15 protein-coding genes are annotated in these 15,316 nt (G+C 69.1%); all 15 read left to right on the top strand.

Annotation, left to right across the window (positions count from 1 at the left end; genetic code table 11):
* Positions 1–126: 126 nt before the first annotated feature.
* The 15 genes from ACIOVG_RS14505 to cmk all read left to right on the top strand — a co-directional run bounded on the left by ACIOVG_RS14505 (position 127) and on the right by cmk (position 15,278).
* Positions 127–2,166, top strand: coding sequence for a primosomal protein (locus tag ACIOVG_RS14505; RefSeq protein ID WP_400874733.1), 2,040 nt, complete (start codon positions 127–129; stop codon positions 2,164–2,166).
* A complete protein-coding gene (locus tag ACIOVG_RS14500; protein WP_400874730.1) occupies positions 2,166–3,215 on the top strand; it encodes an HAD-IIA family hydrolase in 1,050 nt (349 codons plus the stop codon). Before ACIOVG_RS14505 ends, ACIOVG_RS14500 begins: the two co-directional genes overlap by 1 nt.
* Positions 3,216–3,305: 90 nt before the next feature.
* A complete protein-coding gene (locus tag ACIOVG_RS14495; RefSeq protein ID WP_400874727.1) occupies positions 3,306–3,479 on the top strand; it encodes a hypothetical protein in 174 nt (57 codons plus the stop codon).
* Positions 3,476–4,282, top strand: a complete 807-nt coding sequence (locus ACIOVG_RS14490; RefSeq protein WP_400874725.1) for a TlyA family RNA methyltransferase — start codon at positions 3,476–3,478, stop codon at positions 4,280–4,282. Before ACIOVG_RS14495 ends, ACIOVG_RS14490 begins: the two co-directional genes overlap by 4 nt.
* The gene (locus ACIOVG_RS14485; protein WP_400874722.1) at positions 4,279–5,199 is read left to right on the top strand and encodes an NAD kinase; all 921 of its coding nucleotides are present in this window, start codon (positions 4,279–4,281) and stop codon (positions 5,197–5,199) included. The genes ACIOVG_RS14490 and ACIOVG_RS14485 overlap by 4 nt, the downstream gene beginning before the upstream one ends.
* Positions 5,196–6,890, top strand: coding sequence for a DNA repair protein RecN (gene recN, locus ACIOVG_RS14480; protein ID WP_400874719.1), 1,695 nt, complete (start codon positions 5,196–5,198; stop codon positions 6,888–6,890). Before ACIOVG_RS14485 ends, recN begins: the two co-directional genes overlap by 4 nt.
* Before the next feature lie 14 nt (positions 6,891–6,904).
* Positions 6,905–8,620, top strand: coding sequence for a CTP synthase (locus ACIOVG_RS14475; protein WP_400874716.1), 1,716 nt, complete (start codon positions 6,905–6,907; stop codon positions 8,618–8,620).
* On the top strand, positions 8,613–9,200 hold the full coding sequence (locus tag ACIOVG_RS14470; RefSeq protein ID WP_400874713.1) for an NUDIX domain-containing protein: 588 nt from the start codon (positions 8,613–8,615) through the stop codon (positions 9,198–9,200). Before ACIOVG_RS14475 ends, ACIOVG_RS14470 begins: the two co-directional genes overlap by 8 nt.
* Before the next feature lie 2 nt (positions 9,201–9,202).
* Complete coding sequence (gene xerD / locus ACIOVG_RS14465; RefSeq protein ID WP_400874711.1) at positions 9,203–10,105, top strand: site-specific tyrosine recombinase XerD; 903 nt, start codon at positions 9,203–9,205, stop codon at positions 10,103–10,105.
* A gap of 99 nt (positions 10,106–10,204) precedes the next feature.
* A complete protein-coding gene (locus ACIOVG_RS14460) occupies positions 10,205–11,095 on the top strand; it encodes a ParA family protein (RefSeq protein ID WP_400874709.1) in 891 nt (296 codons plus the stop codon).
* Positions 11,079–11,948, top strand: coding sequence for a segregation and condensation protein A (locus tag ACIOVG_RS14455; RefSeq protein WP_400874706.1), 870 nt, complete (start codon positions 11,079–11,081; stop codon positions 11,946–11,948). Before ACIOVG_RS14460 ends, ACIOVG_RS14455 begins: the two co-directional genes overlap by 17 nt.
* On the top strand, positions 11,938–12,600 hold the full coding sequence (gene scpB, locus ACIOVG_RS14450; protein WP_400874704.1) for an SMC-Scp complex subunit ScpB: 663 nt from the start codon (positions 11,938–11,940) through the stop codon (positions 12,598–12,600). The genes ACIOVG_RS14455 and scpB overlap by 11 nt, the downstream gene beginning before the upstream one ends.
* A 26-nt stretch (positions 12,601–12,626) precedes the next feature.
* A complete protein-coding gene (locus tag ACIOVG_RS14445) occupies positions 12,627–13,421 on the top strand; it encodes a pseudouridine synthase (RefSeq protein WP_400874703.1) in 795 nt (264 codons plus the stop codon).
* Positions 13,422–13,432: 11 nt separating this feature from the next.
* Entirely contained in the window at positions 13,433–14,551 is a 1,119-nt protein-coding gene (locus tag ACIOVG_RS14440) for a prephenate dehydrogenase (RefSeq protein ID WP_400874813.1), read from the top strand.
* On the top strand, positions 14,544–15,278 hold the full coding sequence (gene cmk / locus ACIOVG_RS14435) for a (d)CMP kinase (protein ID WP_400874700.1): 735 nt from the start codon (positions 14,544–14,546) through the stop codon (positions 15,276–15,278). Before ACIOVG_RS14440 ends, cmk begins: the two co-directional genes overlap by 8 nt.
* Positions 15,279–15,316: the final 38 nt, after the last annotated feature.

Genomic DNA, 15,316 nt, shown 5'->3' with positions numbered 1-15,316 from the left:
AGCGCCGATGGTACTGCAGGGGGGACCCTGTGGGAGAGTAGGACACCGCCGGACTTCTTTTAAGCAAATGGCCACCCATCGATGGGTGGCCATTTTGCGTTTACACGAAATACAACAGGGAGCATCATGCCGGAAGAGGAAGAGCGCCGTCCGCGTCGCAACGACGACAGTGGATCGCGCGGTCAGCGCCCTTCCGGTGGTCGTCCCGCATCGAATCGTGACGGTGCCCCGCGCCGTGAAGGTGGCGGGTACAACCGTGGCTCCGCTCCGCGTCGTGACGACAACCGTTCCGGCGGTTACAATCGCGATTCGGCTCCGCGTCGTGATGGTGACAACCGTTCCGGTGGTTACAATCGCGATTCGGCTCCGCGTCGTGATGGTGACAACCGTTCCGGTGGTTACAACCGCGACTCCGCTCCGCGCCGTGAGGGTGGCGGGTACAACCGTGACTCCGCGCCCCGCCGCGACGGTGGAAGCTACAGCCGTGATTCTGCTCCTCGTCGTGAGGGTGGCGGGTATAACCGCGACTCGGCGCCGCGCCGTGACGACAATCGTTCCGGCGGTTACAACCGCGATTCCGCTCCGCGCCGTGAGGGTGGAAGCTACAACCGCGATTCCGCTCCGCGCCGCGACGACAACCGCTCCGGCGGATACAACCGCGACTCCGCTCCGCGCCGTGAGGGTGGAAGCTACAACCGCGATTCGGCTCCGCGCCGCGACGACAACCGTTCCGGTGGTTACAACCGCGACTCCGCTCCGCGCCGTGAGGGTGGCGGGTACAACCGTGACTCCGCTCCGCGCCGTGAGGGTGGCGGGTACAACCGTGACTCCGCCCCGCGCCGTGAGGGCGGCGGGTACAACCGTGACTCCGCCCCGCGCCGTGAGGGCGGCGGGTACAACCGTGACTCCGCTCCGCGTCGTGACGACAACCGTTCCAGCGGCTACAACCGTGACGCCGCGCCGCGTCGTGAGGGTGGGAGCTACAACCGTGACTCGACCCCGCGCCGTGAGGGCGGCGGGTACAACCGGGACTCCGCTCCGCGGCGTGAGGGCGGCGGGTACAACCGTGACTCGGCCCCGCGCCGCGAGGGCGGAAGCTACAACCGCGACTCCGCCCCCCGCCGTGACGGTGGCGACCGCGATCGTGCGCGTTCCTTCCCGCAGCGCGGGGGCGCCGGTCGTGAGCGTCCGGTGCAGGCGTCAGGCGAACGCCCGCGTTCGAACGACCCGGTCATTCCGGAGGATGTCACCGCTCGCGACCTGCATGCATCCGCTCGCAACGAACTGAAGACGCTGAGCAAGGAGAACGCCGAGGTCGTCGCCCGGCATCTCGCCATGGCCTCGCGTCTGATCGACGACGACCCGGCGCTCGCTCATGAGCACGCGCTGGCTGCTTCCCGTCGTGCCGGACGCATCGCCATCGTGCGTGAGACGCTCGGCATCACCGCATACGCCAACGAGGACTTCGCGCTCGCACTGCGTGAGCTGCGCACGTACCGTCGGATCTCCGGCAAGGACGACCAGATCGCCCTCATGGTTGACAGCGAGCGCGGCATCGGGCGTCCGGATCGTGCGCTCGAGACGGGTCGCGCGATCGACCGTTCGACGCTGCCGACTCCGGTGCGTGTGTCACTGGCCATCGCGATGTCCGGAGCGCGCCTCGACCAGGGCGACCTGGAACTCGCGCTAGGAGAGCTCGAGATCCCCGAGCTCGATCCCGACCGCGCCTTCGAGTGGAGCCCCGCGCTCTTCGCGGCTCGCGCCGCGGTGCTCGAAGACCTCGGTCGTGATGACGAGGCGGCATTCTGGGCGCATCGCGCTGAGGTCGCTGCCGAGGCGCTCGGCGTCGACGAAGCCGGTGATGAGGAGCTCATCGTCGAGGACGGTCTGATCGAAGACGAGTTCCTCGACATCGAGTCTTCAGCTGATGACTCTTCAGACGATGACTCTTCAGACGATGACTCTTCAGACGATGACGCCGCAGACGATGAGGCCGTCACTGAGCCCGAATCCTCGGACGATGACCAGGACGAGGCGGCGTCCGAGGAAGTCGCCACCGACGTGCCGGAACCCACGGTCGAGGACGAGGTGCGCGAACTCCTGGGCGAGACCGACTCCGAGATCGACTCCGAGACCGAGACCGAGGCCACGGAGCGGGACGCGTAATGGGGCTGTTCTCCCGGGCTCGGTCCACTTCTGCCACGCCGTCCACGCCGCTCGCCGGCGTGGACACGGTCCTCGCCGACCTGGACGGGGTGGTCTACGCCGGTCCGGGAGCTCTTCCCTTCGCGGTCGAGAGTCTCAACGAAGCGGGAAAGTCCGCCCGATTGGGGTACATCACCAACAATGCGGCACGGACCGATGCCTCCGTCGCCGCGCACCTGAGCAGCCTGGGTCTCGAGGTCAGCGCGTCTGATGTCGTGACGAGCCCGCAGGCGGCCATGCGTCTCCTGACGGGGATCCTCCCCGCGCCGGCCACGATTCTCGTGGTGGGCGGTGACGGTCTGGTCGACGAGGTCGAAAAGGCCGGGTACACGGTCACTCGCAGCGCGGAGGACGCTCCGAGCGCCGTCGTGCAGGGCTTCGCGCCCGAGGTGGCCTGGACCGATCTGGCCGAGGCGGCTTTCGCGCTGAAGCTGCCGGAGGACGAAGGCGGCATCCCCTGGATCGCGACCAACACCGACTGGACGATTCCCCGCGAGCGGGGAGTGGCGCCCGGCAACGGGACGCTCGTGTCCGCTGTGCACACGGCGATCGGCCGCTTGGCCACCGTCGCCGGAAAGCCCGAGGCGCCGATCTTCGAAGAGGCGCTCGCTCGATTCGGCGCGACCAAGGCGTTGTTCATCGGCGACCGGCTCGACACCGACATCATGGGTGCGTGCCGGGTCGGCATCGACTCCGCACTGGTGCTCACCGGGATCGACCGACCGAAGCACGTGCTAGCGGCGCCCGAGGGGTCGCGTCCCACCTACATCCTCGCTGACCTGCGCGACCTTCATCGTCCGTACCCCGAGGCCACCGAGAAGGACGGTGTCTTCTCGGTCAACGGTGCCGCCGTGCGCGTCACCGGAGCGGACGTCGAGATCGTCTCGGAATCGGGCGAGCAGATCGATCTGCTCCGCGCCGGTGCCGCCGCGATCTGGGCATCCGGAACTCCGGTGTTCGTGCTGCGGGTGCCGGAGCGTCTCTACGACGACCCGTTCCATCGTCCATGAACCACCGCTGACGACCGCGTCGACCCGGCGGCCCTGCGCCGCCCCGACGTGGCGCCGCCTGCCGTCCGAGGCGCCGCGTACAGTAGAGGCGTGAGTGAAGAGACGAGTGCGCCGACCGACGGCCTGTGGAGTCGTCTGCGTCTGATCGAAGGACAACCGCTGCCCGCGCGTGCCGAAGCGTACTCCGCGCTGCACGACGAGCTGTCCCGCCGCCTCGACAGCGGTGCGAAGCTCGATCAGCGCGAGACTCCGGCTCCCCGATGACGCGACTCGACGCCGCTCTCGCCGCGCGAGGCATCGCCCGCTCACGGACACACGCCGCCACTCTCATCTCCGACGGTCTGGTCAGCGTGAACGGCCGACAGATCGTGAAGGCGTCCACCGCGGTATCCGATGACGCCGAGATCACCGTCGCGGGCGCAGACCACTACGTGGGGCGGGCAGCGCACAAGCTGATTGCCGCCCTCGACGGGTTCGGCATCTCCGTCGCGGACCGGCTGGCTCTCGACATGGGCGCGTCCACCGGCGGCTTCACCCAGGTGCTGCGCGAACGCGGCGCCCGTCGGGTGCTCGCCGTCGACGTCGGCCACGATCAACTGGCCGCGGCCATCGCCGCGGATCCGGGTGTCGTCTCCGTCGAGGGGTACAACGTCCGCTACATGACCCCCGAGAACCTGACCGGCGTGACGGGGGAGCCCCTCGCTCCCGACCTCATCGTCGGCGACCTCTCGTTCATCTCCTTGGAGCTCGTGCTGCCGGCCGTCGCCGCGGTCGCGCACGCCGCCGATGCGGAGGCGGACGTCGTGCTCCTGGTGAAGCCGCAGTTCGAAGTGGGGCGCACCGCCGTGCGCGGAGGACTGGTGACCGACCCCGCCACCCGTGCCGACGCGGTCGCCCGCACCGTGTGGAGCGCGTGGGATGCGGGGCTCGGCATGCTCGGCATCCTTCCCTCCCCGATCCTGGGCACGCACGGCAACGCCGAGTATCTGGTGCATCTCGCGCCGGGCCGAGGCAGCAATCCGACAGAATGGTTGGATCGCATCAACGCGTTGGCAGGAGGACGATGAACGAGCGGAACATCCTGGTCGTCGCACACGCCGGCCGCGTCGACACCGTCGAGGCCGCCCGCCGCGTCGTCGATGCGCTGCGCGGGGCGGGCGCCCGTCCGGTGCTGGCCGGCGATGACCGCGCGGAGCTCGCCGCCGTCGATCCGGCCTTCGCCGACGTCGACGTGCTGGGTGCGACCGTGGATCCTGCCGATCTGGAGCTCGCCATCGTCCTGGGCGGCGATGGCACCATCCTGCGTGCGGCAGAGCTGGTGCGCGACACCGGCGCTCCCGTGCTCGGGATCAACATGGGGCACATCGGCTTCCTCGCCGAGATCGATCGGGACGACATGGATGACGCGGTGCGCCGCGTCATCGCCCGCGACTACGAGGTCGAGGAGCGACTCGCGCTCTCCGTGCGCGTCAAGGATGCCGATGGCGCCGTCGTGTACGAGACCTGGGCCCTGAACGAGGCGACGGTCGAGAAGGCCAGCCGCGAACGGATGATCGAGGTCGTGCTGGAGATCGACGGCCGTCCGCTGTCCAGCTTCGGCTGCGATGGCATGGTGATCTCCACCCCCACCGGTTCCACGGCGTACAACTTCTCGGCAGGAGGGCCAGTGATCTGGCCCAGCGTCGAGGCGATCGCGGTCGTGCCGCTGTCGGCGCACGCCTTGTTCGCGAAGCCGCTGGTCGTCAGCCCCGACGCCGCTGTCGCGATCGAGATGCTCGAGCGCACCGACGGCTCCGGAATCCTCTGGTGCGATGGTCGGCGCTCGCACGACCTCCCGCCGGGCGCCCGTGTCGTGGCCCGACGCTCATCGCGTCCGGTGCGACTGGCGCGCCTGCACCCCACCGCCTTCACCGACCGCCTCGTGCGCAAGTTCCAGCTGCCCGTCGAGGGATGGCGGGGGCAGGAACCGGGGAAGCAGTCATGATCGAGGAGATGCGATTGCAGGGCCTCGGCGTGATCGCCGACGCCGTGCTTCCGCTCGGTCCCGGATTCACCGCCATCACCGGAGAGACGGGCGCGGGCAAGACCATGGTCGTCACCGGGCTCGGACTCCTCCTCGGCCAGCGTGCGGACTCCGGCGCGGTGCGCGCGGGCGCGACGCAGGCCTCGGTCGCCGGAGTGTGGATCGTTCCCGAGACCGGCGATGTCGCCGACATCGTGACCGATGCCGGGGGAGAGCTCGAGCCCGCCGACACCGGGAACGCCGAGCTCTACGTCTCGCGCACCCTGAGCGCGGAGGGCAGAAGCCGGGCCAGCGTCGGTGGGCGTGCGGCGCCGGCCGGTGTGCTGTCCGCTCTCGCCGAAGAGCTCGTCGTGGTGCACGGTCAGTCGGAGCAACTGCGTCTTCGCTCGGCCGTGGCGCAGCGAGACGCACTCGACAGGTTCGGTGGCGCTCCCATCGCCGCCGCTCTCGCTCGCTACAGCGAGTCCTTCGCCCGCTGGAAGGAACTCGATTCGGAGATCGCCGAGATCACCGACAACAGGGACCGTCGGGCCGAAGAAGCCTCCCGGCTGCGGGAAGCACTCGCCCTGATCGAGGCCACGGCACCCGAGGCGGGGGAGGACGAGGAGCTCGCGATCCGGGCCGAAAGGCTTGCCAACGCGGAAGAGCTCCGTCTTGCCGCCTCCCAGGCGCACGACGCGCTCTCGAACGAGGAGGGCGAGCCCGATGCGACCGTCGCGATCGCCGAGGCGCGACGGGTGCTGGAGCGGTCGTCCGATGGAACCCTCACCGAGATCGCCGCCGTGCTGGCCGACATCGGTTACCGCATCGCCGACGCCGCAGGGCAGCTCTCGGCCTACCTCGCCGACCTCGACGAGAGCGGGCCGCACGAGCTCGCGACCGTCGAGGAACGGCGTGCCGCCCTGAGCGTGCTGATCCGCGCGCACGGATCGCTCGATGACGCGATCGCGCTGTGGGAGTCGGGCTCGGCCCGTCTGGCCGAACTCGACGACGACGGCGACCGCGTCGATCGCCTGATCGCGGAACGCGATGCCGTGCGTGTCGAGCTCGACACGCACGCGGAGGCCCTCACGGCCGCCCGCACCGCGGCGGCGACGCGACTCGGTGCCGAGGTGAGTGAGGAGCTGCACGCGCTCGCGATGCCGGATGCTCGGCTCGAGGTCTCGGTCTCCGCAGGGGCCGAGAGCGCGCACGGACGCGACGACGTCTCGATCCTGCTCGCCCCGCATCCGGGGGCCGAACCGCGCTCGGTCGCGAAGGGCGCATCCGGGGGAGAGCTCTCCCGGGTGATGCTGGCGATCGAGGTCGTCATCGCCGGCACGGATCCCGTACCCACCTTCGTGTTCGACGAGGTCGACGCCGGTATCGGCGGTGCCGCGGCGATCGAGGTCGGACGACGACTCGCCCGACTCGCCGAGAAATCCCAAGTCATCGCTGTGACCCATCTCGCCCAGGTCGCCGCCTTCGCCACGAACCATCTCTCCGTCGTGAAAGCCAATGATGGAGCGGTCACCGCCTCCAGCGTCCGCCGTCTGGCGGGCTCAGAGCGTGAGGCGGAGATGGCTCGTCTGCTGTCCGGATTGACCGATTCGGATGCCGCCCTCACCCACGCCCGAGAACTTCTCAGTCTCGGTGCCTCTGCGAACTGTTAGGATTGAAGCCCGTGATGAACTCTTCTGTAGCGGGACCCAACAACGACACCACGCAGCGCGATTTCACGACGAAGCACATCTTCGTCACCGGTGGTGTCGTTTCGTCTTTGGGCAAGGGACTGACTGCGGCCAGCCTGGGAAACCTTCTCACCGCCCGCGGCCTGCGCGTCGTGATGCAGAAGCTCGATCCGTATCTGAACGTCGATCCCGGCACGATGAATCCGTTCCAGCACGGCGAGGTCTTCGTCACGGATGACGGAGCCGAGACCGACCTCGACATCGGCCACTACGAGCGATTCCTCGACATCAACCTGTCCGAGGCCGCGAACGTCACGACCGGTCAGATCTACTCGCAGGTCATCGCGCGTGAACGACGTGGCGAGTACCTCGGCGACACCGTGCAGGTCATCCCGCACATCACCGACGAGATCAAGCGCCGCATGCGCCTGCAGGCCTCCGAGGAGCCGCGTCCGGACGTCATCATCACCGAGGTCGGCGGCACCGTCGGCGACATCGAGTCCCAGCCGTTCCTCGAGTCCGCCCGCCAGCTGCGCCACGAGCTCGGCCGCGACAGCGTGTTCTTCGTGCACGTGTCGCTCGTGCCGTTCATGGGCGCCTCCGGCGAGCAGAAGACCAAGCCGACCCAGCACTCGGTCGCCGCCCTCCGCCAGGTCGGCATCCAGCCGGACGCCCTGGTGCTGCGCAGCGATCGCCCGGTGAGCGAGAGCAACCGCAACAAGATCGCGCTGATGTGCGACGTCGATGTCGAGGGCGTCATCAACACGGTCGACCTGCCCAGCATCTACGACATCCCGTCGACGCTGAACGATCAGGGACTCGACTCGTACATCGTGCGTCGCCTCGGTCTCGACCAGAAGGCTGCGGCCGACGTCGACTGGACGCGCTGGAGCAAGGTGCTGCACGCGGTCCACAACCCCAAGCACGAGGTCACCATCGGCCTGGTCGGCAAGTACATCGACCTGCCGGATGCCTACCTGTCGGTGACCGAGGCGCTCAAGGCCGGTGGCTTCGCGCAGGAGACCAAGGTCAACATCCGCTGGATCCCGTCCGACCTCTGCGACACGCCGGAGGGGGCGCAGGAGCAGCTCTCCGAGGTCGACGGCATCTGCGTGCCCGGAGGCTTCGGCATCCGTGGCATCGAGGGCAAGCTCGGCGCGCTGAAGTTCGCGCGCGAGCAGGGAATTCCGACCCTCGGACTCTGCCTGGGACTGCAGTGCATGGTGATCGAGTACGCCCGAGACGTGGCCGGCATCGACGGAGCCTCGTCGAGCGAGTTCGACCCCGAGACGGCTGAGCCCGTCATCGCCACGATGGCGGAGCAGGTCGAGATCCTCGACGGCGGCGACCTGGGTGGCACCATGCGGCTCGGTCTGTACCAGGCCGCTCTCGCCGAGGGGTCTCTGGCCCGCGAGCTGTACGGCGCGGCCGAGGCATCCGAGCGCCACCGTCACCGCTACGAGGTCAACAACGCCTACCGCGACCGCCTCTCCGACGCCGGTCTGGTCTTCTCGGGGCTCAACCCCGAGCTCGACCTGGTCGAGTACGTCGAGCTGCCGCGCGACGTGCACCCGTATTACATCGCGACCCAGGCGCACCCCGAGCTGCGTTCGCGCCCCACCGATCCGCATCCGCTGTTCCGTGGACTGGTCGGTGCGGCGATCGAGCGGCACCGCGCGAGCGAGCTGTTCGACGTCAGCGCCGATGCCTGAGTCCTCTTCGTTCGACGAGCTGCGCGACGAACCGTTCGCGCCCGAGGTCGTCAGCTCCGACCTGGTCTTCCACGGCGCGGTGTGGGACGTACGCGACGACCGGGTGCGCTACGGCGACGGCGAGATCCGTCGTCAGTACGTCGCTCACACGGGCGCCGTCGCGATCGTCGCGCTGGATGACCGGGAGCGGGTGCTGCTCATCCAGCAGTACCGGCATCCGATCCGCCATCGCGACTGGGAGCTGCCGGCGGGCTTGCTCGACGTCGCGGGGGAGGAGCCGCTGGAGGCCGCCCGTCGCGAACTCGCGGAGGAGGCCGATCTGGTCGCCGCGCACTGGGAGCCGCTGGTGTCGTCGTGGACGACGCCGGGGGGCAACGACGAGCTGATCCACGTGTTCCTCGCCACCGGAGTCAGCGAGGCTCCCGTGGCGCATGCGCGGGAGGACGAGGAAGCCGACATCCGTGTGGAATGGGTCCCGCTGCACGAGGCCGTCGACGCGGTGCTCGCCGGCCGGATGCGCAACGGCATCCTGTCTCTCGGAGTGCTCGCGACCTCGCTGAGGCTGCGCGACCGGAGCTGAGGATGCAGCTCGAACGCGCGCTCGACTCGTACCTACGGCATGTCACGATCGAGCGAGGGCTGAGCACGCACACCGTCGCGGCCTATCGCCGTGACCTCGGCGCGTACGTGGAGTGGCTGATCGCGGAAGGCGTGGCGGACACCGCGGAGGTGACGCCGGCGACCGTCGGACGGTTCATCGCGGAGTGCGCGAGTGCGCAACCGCCCCCCGCGGCCTCCAGCCTGGCCCGTCTGCAGTCCTCCGTGCGAGGGTGGCACCGTTTCCTCGCCCGAGAAGGCATCGAGGATGACGATCCGAGTGGGCGTCTGCGTCCGCCCAAGGCGCCCAGACGGCTCCCGAAGGCACTGACCATCGACCAGGTCGAGCGTCTGCTGTCTGCGCCATCCGCCGAGGAACCGCTCGGCATCCGCGACCGCGCGCTGCTCGAGCTGCTGTACGCCACCGGAGCGCGGGTATCGGAGGCGGTCGGACTCGACGTCGACGACCTCGCCCATGGTGAAGTGCTGCGGCTGCGAGGAAAGGGCTCCAAGGAGCGCATCGTTCCGATCGGCTCCTATGCCCGGACCGCCGTCGACGCCTACCTGACCAGGGTGCGTCCGCAACTCGCGGCGGCGGGGCGTTCGTCCGCGCGACTGTTCCTGGGTGCGCGAGGAGCGCCGCTCTCCCGGCAGAGTGCGTGGCTCATCATCCGCGCCGCCGCGGATCGCGCGCAGATCACCGCGGAGGTGTCGCCGCACACGCTGCGGCACTCCTTCGCGACGCACCTCTTGCAGGGCGGCGCGGACGTGCGCGTGGTGCAGGAGCTCCTCGGGCACGCGTCGGTGGCGACCACGCAGATCTACACGCACGTCTCCGTCGACACGCTGCGTGACATCTACGCCACCTCGCACCCTCGCGCCCGCTGATCCCGACGCGCCCGGGAGGCGGTGACCCGCCGCGCGCCGGAAGGACTCGGTCAGGGGCGGCCGCTACAATCGATCAAGCACGAAGGAGCAGGAGAATCGGTGGCTGAGAAAGCGGCAAAGTCCAGGGTGAAGGCACAGAAGGCCGACGAGACACCCCTCGGACCGACCGGTCGTCCCTATCACGGGTTCGCGACGCCCCCGCCGCTGAAGTCCCACGGACCGGCGCGCATCATCGCCCTGTGCAACCAGAAGGGCGGCGTCGGCAAGACGACGACCTCCATCAATCTCGCTGCGGCTCTCGCCGAGTACGGCCGCAAGGTCCTCGCGGTCGACTTCGACCCGCAGGGTGCACTGTCGGCCGGGCTCGGCATCCCGACGCACGACGTGCCGACGATCTACGACCTCCTGCTCGACACCAAGCGCGACGCGCACGACGCGATCGTTCACTCCAGCGTCGAGGGTCTCGACGTCATGCCCGCGAACATCGATCTGTCCGCTGCCGAGGTGCACCTCGTCAACGAGGTCGCCCGCGAGACGATCCTCGCCCGGGTGCTCCGCCAGGTCGCGGGGGAGTACGACGTCATCCTGATCGACTGCCAGCCCTCGCTCGGCATCCTCACCGTGAACGCGCTCACCGCCGCGCACGGGGTGATCATCCCGCTCGAGTGCGAGTTCTTCGCGCTGCGCGGCGTCGCCCTGCTGATCGAGACGATCGACAAGGTACGCGACCGCCTCAACCCCTCCATCACGATGGACGGACTGCTGGCGACGATGTACGACCCGCGCACGCTGCACTCGCGCGAGGTACTGGAGCGCGTGGTCGAGGCGTTCGGCGACGACGTGCTCGAGACCGTGATCGGCCGCACCGTGAAGTTCCCGGACGCCTCGGTCTCGGGAGTTCCCATCACCGAGTTCGCGCCCGAGCACGCCGCCGCCCAGGCTTACCTGCGGCTGGCGCGGGAGCTGGTCGCCCGTGGCGCCGTCGCCTGACGAGAACACCCCTGAGGCCGACACGGCCGTCGCCTCCGTGGCCTCCGTGGAAGACGCGCCGGAGCCATCTGCTGACGGCTTCCGCGTCTCCCTGTCGAACTTCGACGGGCCTTTCGATCTGCTGCTGAACCTCATCTCCAAGCACGAGATGGACATCACAGAGGTGTCGCTCAGCGCTGTGACCAACGAGTTCATCGCGTACCTCAAGGAGCTCGATGACGACGAGGAGCTGGACCAGGCGTCCGAGTTCCTCGTGGTCGCCGCGACCCTGCTCGACATGAAGGTCGCCGGTCTCCTGCCGCAGGGCGAGCTGGTGGACGCCGAAGCCGTGGCGCTGCTCGAAGCGCGCGATCTGCTCTTCGCACGTCTGCTGCAGTACCGCGCCTTCAAGGAGGTGTCGGCGTGGTTCGCCCGGTGCCTGCACCGCGAGGGTCGTCGCCACGTGCGCGCCGTGCGCCTCGACGAGAAGCACCGGCGCAAGACACCCGAGCTGGTGTGGTCGCTGAGCGTGGACGACTTCGCCGCCCTCGCCCTGCTCGCGTTCGCCCCCAAGGAGCTGCCGCACGTCGGTCTCGACCATCTGCACGCGCCGCTGGTCAGCATCCGTGAGCAGGCGGCCATCGTCGTCACCCTGCTGCGCAGCGCTGAGTCCGTCAGCTTCCGCGAGCTCGTCGCGGGTGTGAGCGAGCCCGGGATCGTGGTGGCGCGTTTCATCTCGGTGCTGGAGCTGTACCGCCATGCGGCGCTCTCCTTCGAACAACTGGAACCGCTCGGCGAGCTGACGCTCCGCTGGGCAGCCGACACCTGGTCGGACGAGACACTGGCGAGCCTGGGAGCCGACTATGACCGATGACACTTCGACAGGCTCAGTGACCGCGGAGGGCGGCTCCGTGAGCTCGGAGGGCGGCTCCGTGACCGCGGATGCGGTGCGCGAACACGCCATCCGCGACACGCCGCTCTCGGAGCGCATCGAGGCGATCCTACTGATCATCGATGAGCCCATCGGGCTGGTCGCGCTGGCCGCCGCCGTCGGATCGCCCGTGCCCGCCGTGCGGCAGACGATCGAGACGCTGGTCGAGGACTACGACGGACGGGGGCAGGGTCCCCGACGCGGATTCGAGCTGCGCGAGGTCGGCGGCGGGTGGCGGTTGTACGTCCGCGACGACCACGACGACCTGGTCGCCGAGTTCGTCGGGGGACAGGCGCCGGCCCGACTCTCGCAGGCAGCGCTCGAGACGCTCGCGGTCATCGCGTACAAGCAGCCGGTGACGCGCAGCCAGGTCGCCTCCATCCGTGCGGTGAACGTGGACTCCGTCGTCCGCACGCTCCTCGCCCGCGGCCTCATCACCGAGCTCTTCGCCGACTCCGAGACCGGCGCGATCAACTACGGCACGACTGATGCGCTGTTGCAGCACCTCGGCATCAACTCGCTCGACGAACTTCCCCCGATCTCCCCTCTGCTCGACGATGGTGCCGACGGCTTCGACGAGGGCACCATCCGATGACCGGTTTCCACGAAGGGACCCACCCGATGAACGACTCCGAGAACCCCGACGCTCCCGAAGGCATCCGACTGCAGAAGGTGCTGGCTGCGGCCGGAGTCGCCTCTCGACGCGTCGTCGAGCAGTACATCGTGGAGGGGCGCATCCGCGTCAACGGCGTCACCGTGAGCGAGCTGGGACGCCGGATCGACCCCGAGACCGACAAGGTCGACGTCGACGGCACCGCGATCCAGCTGGATGTCTCCAAGCGCTACGTCATGCTCAACAAGCCGACCGGTGTCGTGAGCAGCATGCGCGACGAGAACGGCCGACCGGATCTGCGCCGCTTCACGGAGAAGTACGAAGAGCGCCTCTACAACGTCGGTCGCCTGGACGCGGAGACCAGCGGACTGCTCATCCTCACCAATGACGGTGAGCTCGCGCATGTGCTCGCGCACCCGTCATTCGGCGTCACCAAGGTCTACATCGCGAAGGTCGAAGGCACCGTCACCGCGCAGACGATCGCGAAGCTGACCAAGGGCATCGAGCTCGAGGACGGCGAGATCGCGGCCGACAAGGCACGGCTGCTCGACACGTCCCGGGACTCCAGCCTCGTGGAGCTGACGCTGCACTCCGGTCGCAACCGCATCGTGCGTCGGATGCTCGCCGCCGTCGGTCATCCGGTCTCGGAACTGGTGCGCCGGCAGTTCGGTCCGCTGCACCTGGGAACGCTCCCGGCGGGAAAGACCCGGGAACTGAGTAAAATCGAACTCGGCGCGCTTCTCACCTTGTCGCGCCGTGATTCCGGTGTCGCCGAGGCGCCAGGCGAGCAGGAGAACGAGTGACCGATACGAGCATGCCCTCCGGGCGGCAGGGGGTGTCCGTCGCGCCGCGACTCTCGGGCACGGTCCGTGTCGTCGGCGCTGGCCTGCTCGGCGCCAGCATCGGCCACGCGCTGCGTGCCAAGGGCGTGGATGTCGTGCTCACCGACTCGTCTCCTGCGCAGCTGCGTCTCGCGATCGACTACGGCGCCGGGCGTGCAGCGGCGGACGACGACCGGCCCGCGCTGATCGTGGTGGCCGTGCCGCCCGACGTGACCGCCGATGTGATCGAAGCCGAGCTCGCCCGCTTCCCCGAAGCCGTCGTCACCGATGTCGCCAGCGTGAAGCTGGAGCCGTTCCGAGAGCTGCAGTCGCGGGGCGTCGACCTCGCCCGCTACATCGGGTCGCACCCGCTCGCGGGGCGTGAGCGCGGGGGAGCGATCTCCGCGCGCGCCGACCTGTTCATCGGCCGCCCGTGGGTGGTCTGCCGCGACGGCGAGACCGCCGCAGCCGACCTCGCACTGGTGGAGGCGCTGGCCCTCGACGTCGGCGCGATGCCGCTTGAGATGACTCCGGAGGAGCACGACCGCTCCGTCGCGCTCACCTCGCATGTGCCGCAGGTCGTCGCGAGTCTGCTCGCCGGTCGTCTCGCCGAGGCGGAAGAGGGTGCGCTGCGCCTCTCCGGTCAAGGCGTGCGTGACACCACCCGCATCGCCGCATCCGCTCCGGAGCTGTGGGTGCAGATCCTCGGCGCCAACGCCGGCCCCGTGGTGGAGATCCTGGATTCCCTCGCCGCCGACCTGCGCGAGGTCTCCGATGCGCTGCGCGAGCCGACCGCTCCGGGAGCGCGGCGCGTGGTCGCTGAGACCATCCGACACGGCAACGACGGTGTCGAGCGTCTCCCCGGCAAGCACGGTCAGAACCAGCGTTTCGAATCGCTCATCGTCATGGTCGACGACAGAGCGGGACAACTCGGTCGCCTCTTCGGTGACCTCGGTGACCTCGGCGTCAGCGTCGAGGATCTGCGCCTGGAGCACTCTCCCGGCGCCCAGTTCGGCCTCGCCGAGATCAGCGTCGAGCCGGCCGCACTGCACGGCGCCATCTCGGGGCTGCAGGAGCGCGGCTGGCGGATTGCGGGGACCACGAATGACTGAACCTTCCACACGCTCAGAGGCCCACGGGGCGACAGCTGCTGAGGCCCACGAGGTCACCGACTTCATCGCGATCGACGGTCCCGCCGGATCGGGCAAGTCCAGCGTCTCCAAGGCCGTCGCGCGCAAGCTCGGTTTCGGCTACCTCGATACGGGGTCCGCGTACCGCGCACTCGCCTGGCACGTGCTCGAGCGCGGCGCAGACACGGCAGACGCCGACGCCGTGATCGCGGCAGCATCCGACTTCCCGGTGCGTCTCGGACTCGACCCCGACGACCGCACTGTGCGCGTGGGCGACGTGGATGTCACCGACGCGATCCGCGAGACCCGCGTGTCCGGCGCCGTGAGCGGCGTCGCCCGCGTTCCCGAGGTGCGGGCGCAGGTGAACGAGCTGTTCCGCACGCTCGTCGCCGAGGCGCCGTATCCTGCCGTCGTCGTCGAGGGCCGTGACATCACCACGGTCGTCGCACCCGATGCGCCCGTGCGCATCCTGCTCACCGCGGCGCCCGAGGTGCGCGCCGCCCGACGCGCCGGCGAGCTCGCCGGCGAGAACGCGGATGCCGTCGCCGCTGCTCTGCACAAGCGCGACGCTTCCGACAGCGCCGTCGTCGACTTCCTGAACGCCGCAGAAGGCGTCGAGGTCGTCGATTCGACGGAGCTCGATTTCCCCCAGACCATCGACGCCGTGCTCACGGTGATCGAACGACTCCGAGGAGCACACCGTGGCTGACGACGAATACGAAGGCGGCCCTGACCAGCTCGCCGAGA

The sequence above is a fragment of the Microbacterium sp. NPDC087591 genome (genome assembly GCF_044743625.1).
In the GTDB taxonomy this organism is placed as follows: Bacteria; Actinomycetota; Actinomycetes; order Actinomycetales; family Microbacteriaceae; genus Microbacterium.
This window is presented reverse-complemented; position numbering and strand designations above follow the sequence as displayed.